Consider the following 16,322-nt stretch of genomic DNA (forward strand, 5'->3'; position numbering starts at 1 on the left):
CGACTGCGCGGCGGCAACTCCGGCAGCACATCCGGATACTGCTCGGTGACGGACCGACGGGCCAGCGTCCTCGCGGTGACCTTCAGCCCCTCGACCAGCCCCTTACCAGGCACCCCCACGCTCCACCTCCCGTCTCTAAGCAGGACACTAGCGTCCCACGGCCTCATCCGCCTCGCTGAAGCTCGCGTTCAAGGCGAGCTGCCACCTGCCGGTAACGGCTCACCGGTATCAGATGAACGCCGTCGAAGGCGCCCGAGTCACGGATCTGGAGGATTTGGTCGCAGGCGTGGTCGACGCCGGCGTCGCGGTCGCGCTCGACCGCCTCGATCAGCTGGTCCGGGATGGTGAGCTGGGGCAGGGCGGCGAGGTTCTGGGCCATCTTCGCCGAGGCGAGCACCATCACACCGGCGTACACCGGGATGTCGAGGTCGACCGACTCGCGCCAGCGGAGGAGTCCGTCGAGGTCGTAGCTGACCTGCACATACAGGAAGTCGGCCTCGGCCTTCCACCGCGGCACCGGCCCGAGCCGGGTGGCCGCACCGACCTGGAACGGGTTGCAGCCCGGGTACGACGTCTCGCGCGCCTGCTCGATCATCCGGCGTACGGTCAGCTGGCTGGTCCGCGCGCCCTCTTTCGGCTCGTCACCGTGGACGAACAGGAACTGCTCCACGCCGTACGCAGCCGCCGTCAGCAGGTCGCGGCGGAAGCCGAGGAGGTTGCGGTCGCGGGAGTTGAGGCAGGCGATGCCTCTCGCCCCCATCAACTGCACCTCATTGGCCACCGCGACACTCGACACCGTTGCCCGCCCGATGTGGTTGTCCGGGATCAAGAACCCGTCCGCGATCGGACTCATCACCCCGATCTGATGCCGCACCCGCTTCAGATCAGGCCGAGTAGGCGGCTCCACCTCACAAATCAACTCAAATCCCCGCACGGGTGGACCCTACAGAATGCCGGTGGGTGATTTGGCCGGTGTACGGCGTGCGGACGGTCGGAACTACACCAGGCGGGTGCGGAGGAAGTTCTGTTCGGCTTCGTTGGGGGCTAGGGAGAGGGCGCGGTGGTAGGCATCCTGCGCCTCGGAGGTGCGGTTCAGTCGGGTCAGGAGGTCGGCGCGTATTGCGTGGAACAGGTAGTACGTGTCGAGGGAGAGGGCGTCGGCCAGGGTCAGCGCGACGGCCGGACCTTCTACCTCGGCTACGGCGACGGCGCGGTTGAGGGCGATTACCGGGGACGGCTCCAGGGTTAGCAGGTGGTCGTAGAGCTGGACTATCTGGCGCCAGTCGGTGGAGGCGGCGGTGGGGGCGTCGGCGTGGACGGCGTTGATGGCTGCTTGGAGTTGGTACGGGCCGGGGTGGTTGCGACGGAGGCATTGGCGGACCAGCGTCTGGCCTTCGGTCATCAGCGAGCGGTCCCAGAGCGTGCGGTCTTGGTCGGGCAGGCGGATCAGGGCGCCGTCCGAGCCGACCCGCGCGGGCCGGCGAGAGTGTTGGAGGAGCATCAGAGCGAGCAGACCGACCGCCTCAGGCTCGTCGGGCATGAGTTCGACGAGGAGGCGGCCGAGACGAATCGCCTCGAGTGCGAGCTCGTCGCGGACCAGCGATTCGCCCGACGAGGCGGCGTACCCCTCGTTGAAGATCAGATAGACGACGGCGAGTACGCCGCGAACCCGCTCGGGGAGATCGGCTTCGTACGGGACGCGGTACGGAATGCCGGCCGCGCGGATCTTCGCCTTCGCGCGGACCAGCCGCTGCGCCATCGTCGACTCGGGGACCAGGAACGCGCGCGCGATCTCGGTAGTCGTCAGGCCGCCGAGCATGCGCAGGGTGAGCGCGACGCGAACGTTCAGCGCGAGCGCCGGGTGGCAGCAGGTGAAGATCAGCCGCAGCCGGTCGTCGTACACAGCCCCCACCTCCTCCGGCTCACCCTCGGCATGCAGCAGCGCCGCCTCAGCCTGCTTGTCCGCCCGCGCAGCCTCCCGCCGCAGCCGATCGATCGCCCGATTCCGAGCGGTCGTGATGATCCACCCCGCAGGACTCGGCGGTACGCCGTCCTCCGGCCACCTCTCCACCGCGGTCGCGAACGCGTCCTGCACCGCGTCCTCGGCAATCTCCAGGTCGCCGAACACCCGCGTCAACACGGCCACCGCCCGCCCGTGCTCAGCGCGGAAGATCGCCGCAAGGTCAGTCGTCACGACTGAAACGGTCTGACTTCTACGGACAGATTGCGCAACACCTTGGCGAGCCGCCGGGCCCAGTGGAGGGCGGCGTCGAGGTCTTCCACCTGGATGACCGTGAAGCCGCCCAGGTGTTCCTTGCCCTCGGTGAACGGCCCGTCCGTGATCAGCACCTCATCACCGTGCGCCTTCAGCACGGTCGCAGTCTCCGGCGGGTGCAGCCCCGCGGCGAACACCCAGACCCCGGCCGCTTGCATCTCCTCGTTCAACGCCTGGAGGTCACGCATGATCGGCTCCAGCACCTCAGGCTCGGGGATCACGCCATCGGGCTGGTAGATGCTGAGCAGATACTGGTTCATCACAACCTCCTAGTCACTCTGTACCACCTACACGAACACGCCCACCCCCAATCGACACGTGACACCCGTGCATTTCCAACCGCCCAATCCTCAAGCCAGTGCAACCACGCCAGCCGACGCGGAACACCCCGAAGGCGGCGTGCCACCCCGCGCGCATGAGTGGTCCTTTACGGCTGGTCGGCTGGCAGTTGCACCGTGATTTCCAGGCCGCCGCCGGGGCGCGGTACGGCGGTTACCGTGCCGGCGTGGGCCTCGGCTACGGAGCGGACGATGGACAGGCCCAAGCCAGCACCCTTCCCGCCGACGAGGCGTTCGGCGCCCAGGCGGTAGAAGGGTTTGAAGAGGCTTTCGACCTCGTACGGCGGGATCTCGGGGCCGGTGTTCGTGACGACCACCTGCACGGAGTCGTCAGTCGTCTTGCTGATCACGCGGACCCAGCCGTCAGAGGTGTTGTGGCGGATGCCGTTCTCGACCAGGTTGTGGACCAGGCGCTCGAGCAGGAGGGCGTCGCCGCGGGTCGGGGCGTCCCCCGGCCCACGCTCCACCGCCACCCCGGCCGCCACAGCCTCACCCGCCAGCTGACTGCAGACGTGGGTGACGACGTCGGCAAGATTCACCGGATAAACAGTCGTGAGCTGCTTCTCCGAGTCGGCAAGAATCAGCAGCCCCTCGATCAGCTGCTCGTGCCGGGCGTTGATCGTGAGCAGGCTCTCACCCAGCTCCTTCACATCAGCAGACGCCGTGCGCCGATGCATCGCGACCTCGACCAACGCCCGCCCCAGCGTCAACGGCGTACGCAGCTCGTGCGACGCATTGGCAACGAATCTCCGCTGACCGTCGAACGAATGGTCCAGCCGCTCGACCATCGTGTCGAACGCATCAGCCAGGTTCTTCACCTCGTCATCAGGCCCCTGCAACGCGATCCGCTCATGCAATGCCGCAGGTGACGCCGAGATCCGCCGGGCCGTATCAGTCACCCGATGCAGCGGCGCAAGCACGCGCCCGGCCACCAACCACCCGAACCCCGCAGCCAACCCACCCACCACGACCAGCGCGACGCTCCCCTGGATCAGCAGCGACTTGATCGCCGCCTGCCGGACCTGCTGCCGCTGCTGCTCGAGCACCTTCTCCGCGTCCGATCCGGTGAGTACGGCGCCGTCCTTGTTCATCACGTAGACGTCGTTGGTCGGCGGCGGCGGCTTCTGAGCACCAGGCGCCGGGCTCAGGTACGTCCCCTTCACGATCACGCGGTACTGCTGCCCGAGGTTCGCGTTGAACAGCGCATACGTCACCCCGAGCAGCACCACACCGGCGACCATGAACAGACCGCCGTACAGCAATGTCAGCCGGCCACGCAGCGTCAGCCGCCTCATGGGATGCGGTACCCGACGCCGGTGACGGTCTCGACCAGCCCCGGCTCGCCCAGCTTCCGGCGCAGCTTGAGGATCGTCAGCCGCACCGCCCCGGTGAACGGGTCCACGTGCTCGTCCCATGCCTTCTCCAGCAGTTGTTCGGCCGACACGGTCGCGCCGTCGGCCCGCAGCAGCTCCGCGAGTACGGCGAACTCCTTCTTCGACAACGGCACGTACCGGCCGTCGCGAAACACCTCGTGCCGCGCCGGATCCAGCGTCACCCCGGCACGCCGCAGCACGGGCGGATCGGCCGGACGACTCCGCCGGCCCAACGCCAGCACCCGCGCAGCCAGCTCCGCGAACGCGAACGGCTTGGTCAGGTAGTCATCCGCACCAAGCCCGAGCCCCTCCACCCGGTCAGTGACCGCAGCGGCGGCCGTCAGCATCAGCACCCGGGTGTCCGACCCGGACTGCACCAACTGCCGGCACACCTCGTCGCCATGCACGACCGGGATGTCGCGATCGAGCACGAGTACGTCGTACGCGTTCACCGACAGCCGTTCGAGCGCAGCGCCGCCGTCACCGACCACGTCGACCGCATGTGACTCGTCACGCAGCCACTCCGCGATCGCTGCCGCCAGCAACGGTTCGTCCTCGACCACCAGAACCCGCACGCACCCCATGATCCCCGACGCCGGTGTTTCCCCCGTGTTAGCGGACTCGGAAACGGCCGGGAAACGGCGTACCGCGAAGGCTTCGGGGAAACGAGAGGAGCGCACCGATGCGCAAGACCATCCTGGCCACCAGCGTGCTGGCGGCCGCTGTACTCATCACCGGCTGTGGCGCGGACAAGCCCGACGCCCAGGTCGCCTCGGGTTCCGGCGCACAGTCGACTGCTCCGAGCAGCGCACCGGCCAGCCTCAGTCAGGACGAGATGGCAGTCAAGTTCACCCAGTGCCTGCGGGAGAACGGCCTGAACGTCCCGGACCCGGAGCCGGGCAAGGGGCCGATGCTCAGGTTCGACAAGAACTCCGGTGTCACCCAGGAGCAGGTCCAGAAGGCGATGGAGGCCTGCCGCCAGTACGATCCGCAGGCGCAGGGCAGCGCCAACCCACAGCAGGCCGAGAACGGCCGCAAGTACGCCGAGTGCATGCGGAAGAACGGGGTCGAGAAGTTCCCGGACCCGAAGCCGGACCAGCGCGGCATCATGATCGGCCCGGGCGTCGCCGATGACCCCGACTTCCAGAAGGCACAGGGCGCCTGCCAGAGCATCCTGGCGGCACGCTGATGCGCAAAGCACTGACGGCTGTGGTCGTCCTGGCCGCCGGGGGCGCCGCCAGCGCGTTCCTGGTGAGCCGGGGCGACACCAGCCAGGCAACGAATCAGCCGGCGCAGGCTCTGCCGGTCAACACCACCAAGGTCACGCAACAGACCTTGAAGGACACCGAGACCCAGGACGGCCAACTCGGCTTCGGTACGACGTCCTCCGCCGTCAGCCGGGTCGCCGGCACCGTCACCGCCGTACCGGACAGCGGGCAGGAACTGCGTCGCGGGAACACCGTCTACAGCATCGACAACAAGCCGACGATCCTCCTGTACGGCGCACTCCCGGCGTACCGCAGGCTGTCGATCGGGGCTGAGGGCAACGACGTCCTTCAGCTCGAGCAGAACCTGAAGGCGATGGGATACACCGGGTTCACCGTCGACGACGAGTACACCGACGCCACCGCGGAGGCGGTCGAGGAGTGGCAGGACGATCTCGGTCTGGACGAGACCGGGGTCGTCGAGCTGGGCAGCGTGCTGTTCGCGCCCGGTCATATCCGGGTGGACAGTGTTCAAGGTCAGGAGGGTACGCCGCTCGGCCCGAACCAGCCCGTGCTCACCTACACCGGCACGACTCGAGCGGTCACGGTCCAGCTCGACGCGGCGGATCAGCGGCTGGCGACCCTCAACGCGACCGTCACGGTGGCGCTTCCGGACGGCAGGACCGTGCCGGGCCGGATCGAGAAGGTGTCGACCGTCATCATCCCGGCGGAGAGCCCGGACAAGGACCCGGAGACGAAGGTCGAGGTGATCGTTGCCATCGCCAATCAGAAGGTGGTGGCCAGTTGGTCATCGGCGGCAACTGATGTCACCTTCACGGCCTCGGAGCGGAAGAACGTACTGACCGTCCCGGTCGCGGCGCTGGTCGCGCTGCGCGAAGGCGGGTTCGGCGTCGAGGTCACGGACGGTACGACGTCGCGCTACGTACCCGTGAAGACCGGGCTGTTCGCGAGCGGCCAGGTCGAGGTGAGCGGTGCCGGGATCAAGGCCGGCGCCACGGTGGGGATCCCGAAGTGATCGAGCTGAGCGAGGTGACCAAGGTGTACCCGGGCGGCGTCAACGCTCTCGGTGGAGTCAGCCTGCGAATCGAGCCCGGCGAGCTGGTTGCGATCGTCGGGCCGTCCGGCTCGGGCAAGTCGACGATGCTGAACGTGCTCGGCACACTCGACCGGCCAACCTCCGGCACGGTCCGGATCGACCGGTATGACGTGGCGCGGCTGTCCGATGCCGGATTGTCGGCGTTGCGGGCGACGCGGATCGGGTTCGTGTTCCAGCAGTTCCACTTGGCTGCGGGTGTGCGTGCGTTGGACAACGTGGCCGACGGGTTGCTCTACTCCGGTCTGCGATTGTCGGAACGACGGAAGCGCGCGGCGACCGCCCTCGAGCGTGTCGGCCTGGGGCATCGCTTGGAGCACGAACCACAGGAGCTGTCGGGTGGAGAGCGCCAGCGAGTCGCGGTCGCGCGTGCAGTCGCGGGCGAACCCGCCGTACTGCTGGCCGACGAACCGACCGGAGCGCTCGACTCGGCGTCAGGCGCCGGCGTCATGCAGTTGCTCCGCGACCTGCACGCCGCTGGTACGACGGTCGTCGTCATCACCCACGACCGCGACATCGCCGCCTCCCTCCCCCGTCAGGTCCGCATGCGAGACGGCGTCATCGTCGAGGAGGTGAGGTCATGAGAGGCGAACTCAAACCGGCATCCTTGAGACCAAGAGATGTCGTCCGCGTCGGTGCGGTCGGACTGCGAACGCGGCCGACCCGGGCTTTCCTGTCGGCCTTGGGGATCGCGATCGGTATCGCCGCAATGGTTTCCGTCGTCGGCATCTCGTCGTCCTCGCGGGCCGAGCTCGACGGGCAACTCGATGCCCTGGGCACCAATCTGCTGACCGTCACCCCAGGCACCCGGCTGACCGGCGAGCAGGCCCAGCTGCCACTCACCGCCGAAGCCATGGTCCGCCGGATCGCGCCGGTCCGCGCCGAGTCCGCGGTCGGCAAGGTCGACGACACCTCGGTCTACCGGACCAACAAGATCCCGGACGTCGAGACCAACGGCATCATCGCCTACGCCGCCCGTACCAACCTGCTCGACACCATCGGCGCGACCGTCCGCAGCGGCAAATGGATCGACGCGGCGACCGGCTCGTACCCGGCGACCGTGCTCGGCTCGAGCGCCGCCGACCGGCTCGGCATCACCAGGGCCGGACCGGACACACAGGTCCTGATCGGCAACGTCTGGTTCACCGTCCTCGGCATCCTCGAACCGGCCGCGCTCGCACCGGAGCTGGACAGCGCCGCCCTGATGGGTTGGCCGGCGGCGAGCAAGCTCTCCTTCGACGGACATCCGACGACGATCTACACGCGATCCGACGACGCGCAGGTGCCGGCGGTCCGGTCGGTGCTCGGGGCAACAGCCAACCCCGAGGCACCGAACGAGGTCGAGGTCTCGCGGCCGTCCGACGCACTCGCCGCGAAACAGGCCGCCGGACAGGCGTTCACCGGTCTGCTGCTCGGACTCGGCGCGGTCGCACTCCTGGTCGGCGGCGTCGGCGTAGCCAACATCATGGTGATCTCGGTGCTCGAACGTCGCGCGGAGATCGGTTTGCGCCGGTCGCTCGGCGCGACCCGCGGTCAGATCCGCACGCAGTTCTTGACCGAGTCGCTGCTGCTCTCCGCGCTCGGTGGGGTCGGCGGTGCGGTCCTCGGATCCGCAGTCACCGCGGCGTACGCGTCGTACCAGAGCTGGCTGACGGTGATCCCGGTCTGGGCACTCGCCGGCGGAGTCCTCGCCACGCTGGTCATCGGCGCGCTGGCAGGCCTGTACCCCGCCGTGCGCGCCTCGCGTCTGTCGCCCACCGAGGCGCTGGCCACGACCTAGGCCGGACTTGCGCCACTGACCAACTGACCCGACCGACCCGCACGCACGCTCACCACACCCGCGGCGCGCTACCTCAGGCGGACTTGGTCAGTGGCGCACGTCCGGGTCAGAAGATGACGACGCCGATGCCGGTGAGCGCGAGCTGGAACAGCGCCACCGGCACCAGGCCCTGCCACGCCAGCTTCTGCAGCTGGTCGGCGCGCATGCGCGGGAACGACACGCGCACCCAGATCACCACGAGCGAGACGAGCGCGACCTTCACCAGAGTCCAGATCCAGCCGATCGATTCCGGTCCGGGTCCGCTCCAGCCGCCGAGGAACAGCACCGTGGTGAGCCCCGCGAGTACGACGATCCCGGCGTACTCCGCGAGTAGGAACATCGCGAAGCGCAGACCGGTGTACTCCGTGTACGGGCCGAAGATCACCTCGGAGTCCGCGACCGGCATGTCGAACGGCGGCCGCTGCAGCTCGGCCAGGCCGGCGATGAAGAACACGACCATGCCGGGCAACTGCCAGAGCAGCCACCACGGGTTCCAGGCGTGACCGATCTCGGTCAGGCTGAGCGAGCCGGCCGCGACCGCGACGCTCGCCGCGGACAACACGAACGGCAGCTCGTAGCTCATCAGCTGTGCGGCGACCCGCAGTCCGCCGAGCAGGCTGTACTTGTTGCCGCTGCCCCAGCCCGCCATCAGCGAGCCGAGTACGCCGATGCTCATCACCGCGAGCACGAAGAACAGACCGGAATCCAGGTCGGCGCCGACGATACCTGGCGCCAGCGGGATCGCGGCCAGCGCTGCGAGGTACGGCAGGATCGCGACGACCGGGGCCCACTCGAAGACGCGCTTGTCCGCGGCTGCCGGGACGACGCTCTCCTTCTGGACGAACTTGACCCCGTCCGCGACCAACTGCGCCCAGCCGTGGAACCCACCGGCGTACATCGGGCCGAGCCGTGACTGCATGTGCGCCATCACCTTGTGCTCGGCCTGCCCGACGAGCAACGGCGCCACCAGGAAGGCGACCAGAACGCCCACCACCCGCACCACGAACTCCAGCATGACCGCCAGCCTAGTGGTTCCGGCTTGACCTCAACCAACGTTGAGGTCGAAGGGTGGGTCGTATGAGAATCCTTGTCACCGGAGCCACCGGCCGCGTAGGCCGCCACGTCGTCGACGGACTGCGGGCCGCCGGCGTCACCGTCCGAGCCCTCGTCCGCACGCCGGACCTCGCCGCGTTCTCACCCGAGGTCGAGCTGATCCAGGGCGACATCACCGACGCGGACGCTGTACGCCGAGCCTCGGCTGATGCCGATGGCGCTTTCCTGCTGTGGCCGTCGTTCAGCGCGGAAGGGGCGTCGGACATCGTCGATGCGCTGCCGCGGCGAGTTGTGTACCTGTCTTCGCTCAATGCCGGCGAGGGCGGCGTCTGGGGTGATGTGGAGCAGTTGCTCCGCGCTGCGGGCAAGGAGTGGACGTTCCTGCGGCCGAGCGGGTTCGCGGTCAACGCTCAGGCGTGGGCCGGCGACTTCCGCTCCGGCGACACGCTCCGGCTTCCGTACCCGGAGGCGTCGCGGTCGATGATCCATGAGCGCGACATCGCGGCAGTCGCCGTACTCAGCTTCGTCAACCCTGGGCACGTCGGCCAGATCTACGAGCTCACCGGTCCCCAAGCGCTGACCCAGACCGAGCAGGTCGCCACCATCGCTCGCGCAGTCGGCAAGGACATGCACGTCGTACCCCTCACCGAGGACGCCGCCCGTCAGGCGATGCTCGACCAAGGCGCGGACCCGGCCCTCGCCGCGAGCGCGGTCAGCTACTGGGCCTCACTGGTCGGCAACCCCGAACCCGTCACAACCACCGTCACCGAACTGACCGGCCGCCCGGCCCTCACCTTCGCCGACTGGGCTCACGAACACGCCGACGAGTTCCGCGTCCTCTCCACCGCCGAGGTCGCCCAGGGGTACGCCGACGCCTTGTCAGCCGGTCGCCTCGACGCAGCCCTGGCCTTCCTCTCCCCCGATGTCGTCCGCTCAGCCCCGCTCGAATCCACCACCGAACTCAAAGGCAAGGCCGCAATCCTCGAGAACACCCGCCACCTCAACGCCGACGTCGAATACCTGGCCGTCGAATCCCTCGGCCCTCTCCTGACCGCCGACCACTTCGCGATCCGCTTCACGTTCACCCAACGCAACACCCGAACAGACGCACGCTCCCAAGCCACCAAACTCTCCCTCTGCACAGTCGAGTCCGGCCAGATCACCCGCGAGGAGGTCTTCTACTACACCCCACCGAGCGGGAGTTGAAGCCAGCCGCCGATGTCGTGGCGGCCGGCGGTCAGGGCGGCGGTGCGGGCGCCCTGGTTGGCGGAGTGGATGGTGCCGATGAAGATGCGGGTGGGGTCCGGGAGGGCCTGGGCGAGGAGGGTGCTCAGGTGGGGGCCGTAGCCGTGGCCGCGGTGTTGCGGGGCAAGGATGAGTTCGCGGACGACGTACGCCGGTAGGCCGAGGGCGTCGTCGGGTTTGATGATGGCTGCGGCGTACCCGGCCCAGTCGTCGTTCACCATGATGTCGAACAGCAGACCGTCGTCCGCGGACTCCTGGAGATCCTCGAGGTCCTGGATGGCCGCTTCTTCGGCGTGGTGCGGGTGGTCGGCGTCCACAGCCTCGTACGCGCGACGTGCCTCGTCGTAGTGCTCGACGCTCTTCGCCGGGCGGAGCGCGAGACCGGGCGGTACGTCGTGTGGTTGCAGCTCGCTGATCGGTGCGGCGAGGAAGCGGCGGTCGGGCACGGTGCCGTCGACGCCGGCGTCTGCGGTCCAGAGGCGCAGGTAGAGCGGGTTGTGGACGCCGTAGTACTCGAGCGCCGCGGCGGCGAGTGCTTGCAGGTCTCGCGGCTCGGGTGAGCGGCTCATCGGGGTCGCGTCGACGAACGGTTTCGCGAGGTTCATGTTCTCGAAGCGGATGCTGAACATCACGTCCAGATCGTTGCTCACGGCAACCCAACGGTTGAGCATCTCCTCGGCCGTCCGCCCGGGCGCCAGTCGCTTCGCGCGATAGGAGGCGACCTGCAGGTCCTCGGCCAGCAGGATGTCGAGCGCCGCATGCTCCTCGGTGAGAATCGCCAACCGCCGCGCGTCGTCGACCCACGTACGAGTCAGCGGATGCTGCCGCTTCAACGTGTACTGCGCCAACTCCTCAGCCGAGGGAATCACGACGACTCGCCCCGGGACTCATCCCCCGCCTGACCTTCGGCGTCCGCTGAAGGAGCGGCGGGGGGTGGGGATTGGCGACGGGCTCGGCGCTCTCCGCCTGCGGCCCCGCCGGCGCGGCGGGGGCGGGCGGGGGTTGCGGCGGCTTGGGCTGGGGCCAGGGGGTCTGGGTCGGGAGAGCCTGGTGGGCGTGGGCCCCAGGTTTCGGGGTCGGGGACGCCGGGTGGGAGCGTGCGACGGCGGCTTGGCGCGCCGGCCGGAGCGTGGTCGGACTCGCCCGGTTCCTTGGCGCCGGGCCACGGCTTGGCGACCCGCGAGGCCAGCACGAACTCCTTGCGGAGCGGATGGCCCTCGAACTCGTCCGGCAGCAGCAGCGTGATCAGATTCGGGTGCCCGTCGAAGCTGATCCCGAACATCTCGAAGGTTTCGCGCTCATGCCAGTTCGCCCCGGCGTACACCTCGGACAGCGTCGGCAGCACCGCCTTGTCGCGCGGCACCAGCGTCCGGACCAGCACGTGGTCGACATGCGACCCACCCCAGAAGTCCGCGAGATGTGACACCACCCGGAAGCCGTCCGTGAGCTCGTCCGAAGCGCTCAGGAAATCGAAAAACGTGAGCCCGACGGCATCCCGCAGTACCTCGTGCGCCGCGACCCACGACTCCGGCGGTACGTCGATCGCGGTCGGGCCGAAGCTGTCCGTCGAGGTCGCGGTGATGCCGGCACTCGTCAGCGCCTCCAGTGCGTCGGCGCTCAAGGCTGCACCAATCCGCGGGTCAGCGCCGCCGCGGACGGCTCGTCGTACCGGTCGGCGAGCGCCTCAACCGCGATCTTCTCCTGCAGTTTGAGGATCCCCTGCAGCAACGCCTCCGGCCGCGGCGGGCAGCCGGGAACGTACACGTCGACCGGGATGATCTGGTCGACGCCCTTGGTCACGCAGTACGAGTCCCAGTACGGGCCGCCGGAGTTCGAGCAGGAGCCGAACGAGATCACGTACTTCGGCTCCGGCATCTGGTCGTACAGGCGCTTGATCGCGGGCGCCATCTTGTCCGTGACGGTGCCCGACACCACCATCAGGTCGGCCTGCCGCGGTCCGGGCGCGAACGGGATCACGCCGAGCCGGATGAAGTCGTGCCGGCCCATCGAGGCCGCGATGAACTCGATCGCGCAGCAGGCCAGCCCGAAGTTGAACACCCAGAGCGAGTACTTGCGCCCCCAGTTCAGCAGGTACCGGACCGGCTCCGGCGCGAGCCTCGCCAGCGCGCCGACTGCCGGTCGCACCGTCGGCATCCCCAGCTCGGTCATGCACTCAGCCTAGTCCGACAATCTCCTCGGCGAGGACCTCCGGGTATTCGAGTGGCGCGTAGTGCCCGACGCCGTCGACGTACCGCACCCGGACGTCGCTGAAGAAGTCGTCCACCCGGTCCGACCAGGCCCGCGGGAACAACGGGTCGAACTCCGGCCACAGCACCACGGTCGGTACGGCGATCCGGTCGTACGACGGCGGCGCCGTCTCCGCCGCCGACACCGCGACCGCCCCCGCACCCGCCCGGTACCACTGGATCGACGCCGTGAACGCGCCCGGCTGTGAATACGTCGCTACCAACTGATCGAGCTCCGGCTCGAACCCCGGCCCGGACCAGTGCGTCCAGAAGTGCTTCAGGTACGAGCGGACCGCGTCCGGCCTCCCGTCGATCAGCTCTTCGATCACCGGCAGCCGATGGAACGCCTGGTACCAGAACTCCGCCTGCGCGTGCTCGGAGAACACCCGCTTCCCGATCCCCGGCAGCGGCGGCGCGACCACGATCCCGTCGATCAACTCCGGCTGGTTCCGCGCGATCCCCTGCGCGATCCGGCTGCCGATGTCGTACCCCGCGAGCACGGGTCGATCCAGCCCGAGCTCCGCCATCAGACCCACCACGCTCCGCCCCTGCGCGGCAACGCCGTACTGCGCAGGGTCGGTGTCCGCTGCGTCCGACTCGCCGAATCCGCGGAGATCCGGGACCACCACCTCGAAGCCACGCTCCGCCAGCATCGGCGCCAGCAGCCGGTAATCGGTGCGATCGCCGGGCCAGCCGTGCAGCAACACCACCGCCGGCCCCTCGCCGATCCGGTCGTACGCGAGCCGGAATCCATCCACCGCTTGAGTCAGCATGGAATTCATTGTTGACCACCTCGCCCCCCAGGCTTACCGTGATTGAACAGGACTGAACAGGTCCACTCCGGTGGGGAGACACCATGGCTGATCAGCTCGAGGTGCAGCAGTCCCGCGCGCTCTCGGTGGAGAGCAACGGGCTGAACGTGATCGCCGATGCGGACCGGAAGGGCCGCCCGAGTCAGCTGTTCTGGCCGTGGTTCGGGGCGAACGTGTCCGTGCTGGGGCTGAGCTACGGCGCGTTCGCGCTCGGGTTCGGGATCTCGTTCTGGCAGGCGGTGATCGCCGGCGTCATCGGGGTGGTGTTCTCGTTCCTGCTCTGCGGGCTGATCGCGCTGGCCGGCAAGCGCGGATCGGCGCCGACGATGGTGCTCAGCCGCGCCGCGTTCGGGGTCCGGGGCAACAAACTTCCGTCGCTGGTGTCGTGGTTGCTGACGGTCGGCTGGGAGACCGTGCTGACGATCCTCGCGACGCTCGCCACCGCGACCGTGTTCGAGCGGCTCGGCTGGGGCGGCGGCACCGTCACCAGGGTGATCGCGCTGATCGTGGTCGGTCTGCTGACGGTCGCGTGCGGGGTGCTCGGGTTCGACCTGATCATGCGGGCGCAGACGATCATCACCGTCGTCACCGGCGTACTCACCGTGGTTTACATCATCCTGGTCGCCGACCAGATCCATTGGAGCACGGTGTCGGCGCTGCCGAGCGGTTCCTCGCAGGCGGTGATCGGCGCGCTGGTGTTCCTGATGACAGGCTTCGGTCTCGGCTGGGTGAACGCGGCCGCGGACTACTCGCGGTACCTGCCCCGCCAGGCGTCGAGTCGCGGCGTGGTCGGCTGGACGACGTTCGGCGGCTCGGTGGCTCCCGTCGTACTGCTGATCTTCGGTCTGCTGCTCGCCGGTTCGTCGGCGGACCTCAGCAAGGCGATCGGAGCCGACCCGATCGGCGCGCTGGCCGAGGCGTTGCCGACGTGGTTCCTGGTGCCGTTCGTGATCGTCGCGGTGCTCGGTCTGGTCGGCGGCGCCGTACTCGACATCTACTCGTCCGGGCTCGCGCTGCTGTCGCTCGGTCTGCCGGTCAAGCGGTACGTCGCGGCGTTCATCGACGGTGTCGTGATGATCGCCGGGACGATCTACGTCGTCTTCTACGGCGGCGATTTCCTCGGGCAGTTCCAGGGGTTCCTGATCACGCTCGGCGTACCGATCGCGGCCTGGTGCGGGATCATGCTCGCCGACATCGCGGCCCGGCAGCGCGACTACGCCGAGGACGACCTGTACCGGACGAACGGGCGGTACGGCGACGTGCAGTGGTTGCCGGTAGCCACGATGCTCGTTGCCACCGGCATCGGCTGGGGACTCGTCACGAACACGCTGGCGTCCTGGCTGACCTGGCAAGGGTACCTGCTCGGGGCGTTCGGTCTGGGCGGCAAGGACGGCGCGTGGGCGTACGCGAACCTCGGCGTGCTGGCAGCGTTGGTGATCGGGTTCCTCGTGCAGTGGTTCGGCCGCGGGGCCGCCGTACGCCGGCAGGAGGCGACTGCCTGATGGTGCTGGCACTCATCGACCTGCAGCGGATCTTCGCGGACCCGGAGTCGGGCTGGGCGACCCCGGACTTCGGGCGGGTGATCGAGCCTACTAAGCAGCTGATGACGATCTTCGGCTCGGACGTCGTCTTCACGCGGTTCGTGGCGCCCGAGAAACCGATCGGTGCGTGGGTGCCGTACTACGAAGAGTTCCCTTTCGCGTTGCAGCCGCCGGAGGCCGACGACTACCAGCTCGTCGACGAGTTCAAAGGGGCTCCAACTCTGGACAAGACCACCTTCGGCGCTTGGGGTCCGCAGCTCGCGGCTCGAGCGGATGGGCGGCTGGTGCTGGGCGGGGTCACGACGGACTGCTGCGTGATCAGTACGGCGCTGGCCGCGGTCGATGCCGGCGTACAGGTCCAGGTGGTCGAGGAGGCGTGCGCCGGATCGACCGACGAGAACCACCGCAAGGCGCTCGACATCATGCGTCTCTATGCACCGATGATCGAGATCGTGAGCGTGGAGCAGTTGCGGTGATGCGCCGGATCTCCCTGAAACACGAGCGGGTCGCGCGGGTGCTCGCGCGGGAGATCAAGTCCGGCGTCGTACGGCGAGGTGCACAGCTGCCCGGCGAGGTGGAGCTGGCCCGCCGGTTCTCGGTCAGCCGGAACACGGTCCGCGCCGCCCTCGCCGTACTGGCCGAGGACAAGCTGATCGCGACGCACACCGGCAAGGGGTCGTACGTGCTGTTCGACGGGCGGCCCTTGGACGGACGACTCGGGTGGACGCATGCCTTGTCCGAACAGGGCGTGGAGACGCGGATGCGGACCGTGCGGATCGAGCGCGAGGACGATCCGGGGCTGGCTTCGCGGCTGGGTCTGGAGTCGTCCGAGGTGGTGGTGATCGAGCGGGTCCGGCAGTTGACGGACGGTACCGCGATCTCGCTCGAACGCAGCCGGATCCCGGCGCTGGATTCCCTCCGCGATCTGCCCGAACGCGGTCTGGACAACGACTCCATCAGCGTCACCCTCAACCGCGCCGGTCTCTACCTCGACCACTGCGAACAGCGGTTGCGCGGCCGCCCGCTCACCCCCGTCGAAGCCGGCCACCTGAACCGTCCCGACAAGACCTGGTTCCTCCACACCACCCGCACCAGCTGGACCGCCGACGACCGCTTCGCCGAACACGCCGACGAACTCCTCGACCCAGACCACTACGAACTGAGCCTCTCCTACCGCAGCTGAATCTCCCGGGCGTGATCCCCCCGCGTAGCACGCGGGGCAGGCGTCTAAGGCGTTAGTTGCCTTCGGCATAGGGAGTTGTGCGGATGTGTCGGGTCTCCTCAGGGGCGCACTGTTTTCT

Annotated in this window: 18 protein-coding genes; 8 read left to right on the forward strand and 10 right to left on the reverse strand. The window is 68.6% G+C overall.

Going from position 1 to position 16,322, the window contains the following annotated elements:
* Positions 1-163: 163 nt before the first annotated feature.
* From OHA10_RS06645 to OHA10_RS06665, 5 genes are all read right to left on the reverse strand, one after another.
* Positions 164-853 (reverse strand): methylenetetrahydrofolate reductase, encoded by a 690-nt coding sequence (locus OHA10_RS06645; RefSeq protein WP_371405282.1) that lies wholly within the window; start codon positions 851-853, stop codon positions 164-166.
* A 144-nt stretch (positions 854-997) separates the two neighbouring features.
* Complete coding sequence (locus OHA10_RS06650; protein ID WP_371405283.1) at positions 998-2,194, reverse strand: RNA polymerase sigma factor; 1,197 nt, start codon at positions 2,192-2,194, stop codon at positions 998-1,000.
* Positions 2,191-2,535 carry a YciI family protein gene (locus tag OHA10_RS06655; RefSeq protein WP_371405284.1) on the reverse strand — a complete coding sequence of 115 codons (345 nt, stop codon included), beginning with the start codon at positions 2,533-2,535 and terminating at the stop codon, positions 2,191-2,193. Before OHA10_RS06655 ends, OHA10_RS06650 begins: the two co-directional genes overlap by 4 nt.
* A gap of 167 nt (positions 2,536-2,702) precedes the next feature.
* Complete coding sequence (locus tag OHA10_RS06660; RefSeq protein WP_371405285.1) at positions 2,703-3,908, reverse strand: sensor histidine kinase; 1,206 nt, start codon at positions 3,906-3,908, stop codon at positions 2,703-2,705.
* A complete protein-coding gene (locus OHA10_RS06665; RefSeq protein WP_371405286.1) occupies positions 3,905-4,561 on the reverse strand; it encodes a response regulator transcription factor in 657 nt (218 codons plus the stop codon). Before OHA10_RS06665 ends, OHA10_RS06660 begins: the two co-directional genes overlap by 4 nt.
* A 107-nt stretch (positions 4,562-4,668) precedes the next feature.
* Between OHA10_RS06665 and OHA10_RS06670 the strand changes: the two genes are divergently transcribed.
* The 4 genes from OHA10_RS06670 to OHA10_RS06685 are packed head-to-tail and all read left to right on the forward strand — an operon-like array spanning position 4,669 to position 8,085.
* Entirely contained in the window at positions 4,669-5,175 is a 507-nt protein-coding gene (locus OHA10_RS06670; RefSeq protein ID WP_371405287.1) for a hypothetical protein, read from the forward strand.
* A complete protein-coding gene (locus OHA10_RS06675; RefSeq protein WP_371405288.1) occupies positions 5,175-6,227 on the forward strand; it encodes a peptidoglycan-binding protein in 1,053 nt (350 codons plus the stop codon). Before OHA10_RS06670 ends, OHA10_RS06675 begins: the two co-directional genes overlap by 1 nt.
* Entirely contained in the window at positions 6,224-6,889 is a 666-nt protein-coding gene (locus OHA10_RS06680) for an ABC transporter ATP-binding protein (protein WP_371405289.1), read from the forward strand. The genes OHA10_RS06675 and OHA10_RS06680 overlap by 4 nt, the downstream gene beginning before the upstream one ends.
* A complete protein-coding gene (locus OHA10_RS06685) occupies positions 6,886-8,085 on the forward strand; it encodes an ABC transporter permease (RefSeq protein WP_371405290.1) in 1,200 nt (399 codons plus the stop codon). The genes OHA10_RS06680 and OHA10_RS06685 overlap by 4 nt, the downstream gene beginning before the upstream one ends.
* A gap of 106 nt (positions 8,086-8,191) precedes the next feature.
* On the opposite strand, the gene OHA10_RS06690 is transcribed toward OHA10_RS06685, so the two are convergent.
* Positions 8,192-9,139: an NADH-quinone oxidoreductase subunit H gene (locus OHA10_RS06690; RefSeq protein WP_371405291.1), complete on the reverse strand. Its 948-nt coding sequence runs from the start codon at positions 9,137-9,139 to the stop codon at positions 8,192-8,194.
* A 62-nt stretch (positions 9,140-9,201) separates the two neighbouring features.
* On the opposite strand from OHA10_RS06690, the gene OHA10_RS06695 reads away from it, so the two are divergent.
* Positions 9,202-10,383, forward strand: coding sequence for an NAD(P)H-binding protein (locus tag OHA10_RS06695; RefSeq protein ID WP_371405292.1), 1,182 nt, complete (start codon positions 9,202-9,204; stop codon positions 10,381-10,383).
* Here the strand turns inward: OHA10_RS06695 and OHA10_RS06700 are convergent.
* Genes OHA10_RS06700 through OHA10_RS06715 form a run of 4 tightly spaced genes read right to left on the reverse strand, consistent with a single transcriptional unit; the run spans position 10,359 to position 13,441 of the window.
* Positions 10,359-11,291: a GNAT family N-acetyltransferase gene (locus OHA10_RS06700; RefSeq protein ID WP_371405293.1), complete on the reverse strand. Its 933-nt coding sequence runs from the start codon at positions 11,289-11,291 to the stop codon at positions 10,359-10,361. The genes OHA10_RS06695 and OHA10_RS06700 overlap by 25 nt on opposite strands.
* The gene (locus OHA10_RS06705) at positions 11,288-12,043 is read right to left on the reverse strand and encodes an NADH-quinone oxidoreductase subunit C (RefSeq protein WP_371405294.1); all 756 of its coding nucleotides are present in this window, start codon (positions 12,041-12,043) and stop codon (positions 11,288-11,290) included. Before OHA10_RS06705 ends, OHA10_RS06700 begins: the two co-directional genes overlap by 4 nt.
* Positions 12,040-12,591, reverse strand: a complete 552-nt coding sequence (locus OHA10_RS06710; protein WP_371405295.1) for an NADH-quinone oxidoreductase subunit B — start codon at positions 12,589-12,591, stop codon at positions 12,040-12,042. The genes OHA10_RS06705 and OHA10_RS06710 overlap by 4 nt, the downstream gene beginning before the upstream one ends.
* Before the next feature lie 4 nt (positions 12,592-12,595).
* Positions 12,596-13,441: an alpha/beta fold hydrolase gene (locus OHA10_RS06715; RefSeq protein ID WP_371405296.1), complete on the reverse strand. Its 846-nt coding sequence runs from the start codon at positions 13,439-13,441 to the stop codon at positions 12,596-12,598.
* 83 nt (positions 13,442-13,524) lie between these two features.
* Here OHA10_RS06715 and OHA10_RS06720 point away from each other — a divergent pair, with 83 nt between their 5' ends.
* From OHA10_RS06720 to OHA10_RS06730, 3 genes are read left to right on the forward strand one after another with little or no spacing between them, the layout of a single operon-like run.
* Positions 13,525-14,982 (forward strand): cytosine permease, encoded by a 1,458-nt coding sequence (locus tag OHA10_RS06720; RefSeq protein ID WP_371405297.1) that lies wholly within the window; start codon positions 13,525-13,527, stop codon positions 14,980-14,982.
* Positions 14,982-15,497: a cysteine hydrolase family protein gene (locus OHA10_RS06725; RefSeq protein WP_371405298.1), complete on the forward strand. Its 516-nt coding sequence runs from the start codon at positions 14,982-14,984 to the stop codon at positions 15,495-15,497. Before OHA10_RS06720 ends, OHA10_RS06725 begins: the two co-directional genes overlap by 1 nt.
* Positions 15,497-16,204 (forward strand): GntR family transcriptional regulator, encoded by a 708-nt coding sequence (locus OHA10_RS06730; protein WP_371405299.1) that lies wholly within the window; start codon positions 15,497-15,499, stop codon positions 16,202-16,204. The genes OHA10_RS06725 and OHA10_RS06730 overlap by 1 nt, the downstream gene beginning before the upstream one ends.
* The last annotated feature ends 118 nt before the right edge of the window (positions 16,205-16,322 follow it).

This window comes from Kribbella sp. NBC_00662, from assembly GCF_041430295.1.
Classification (GTDB): domain Bacteria; phylum Actinomycetota; class Actinomycetes; order Propionibacteriales; family Kribbellaceae; genus Kribbella.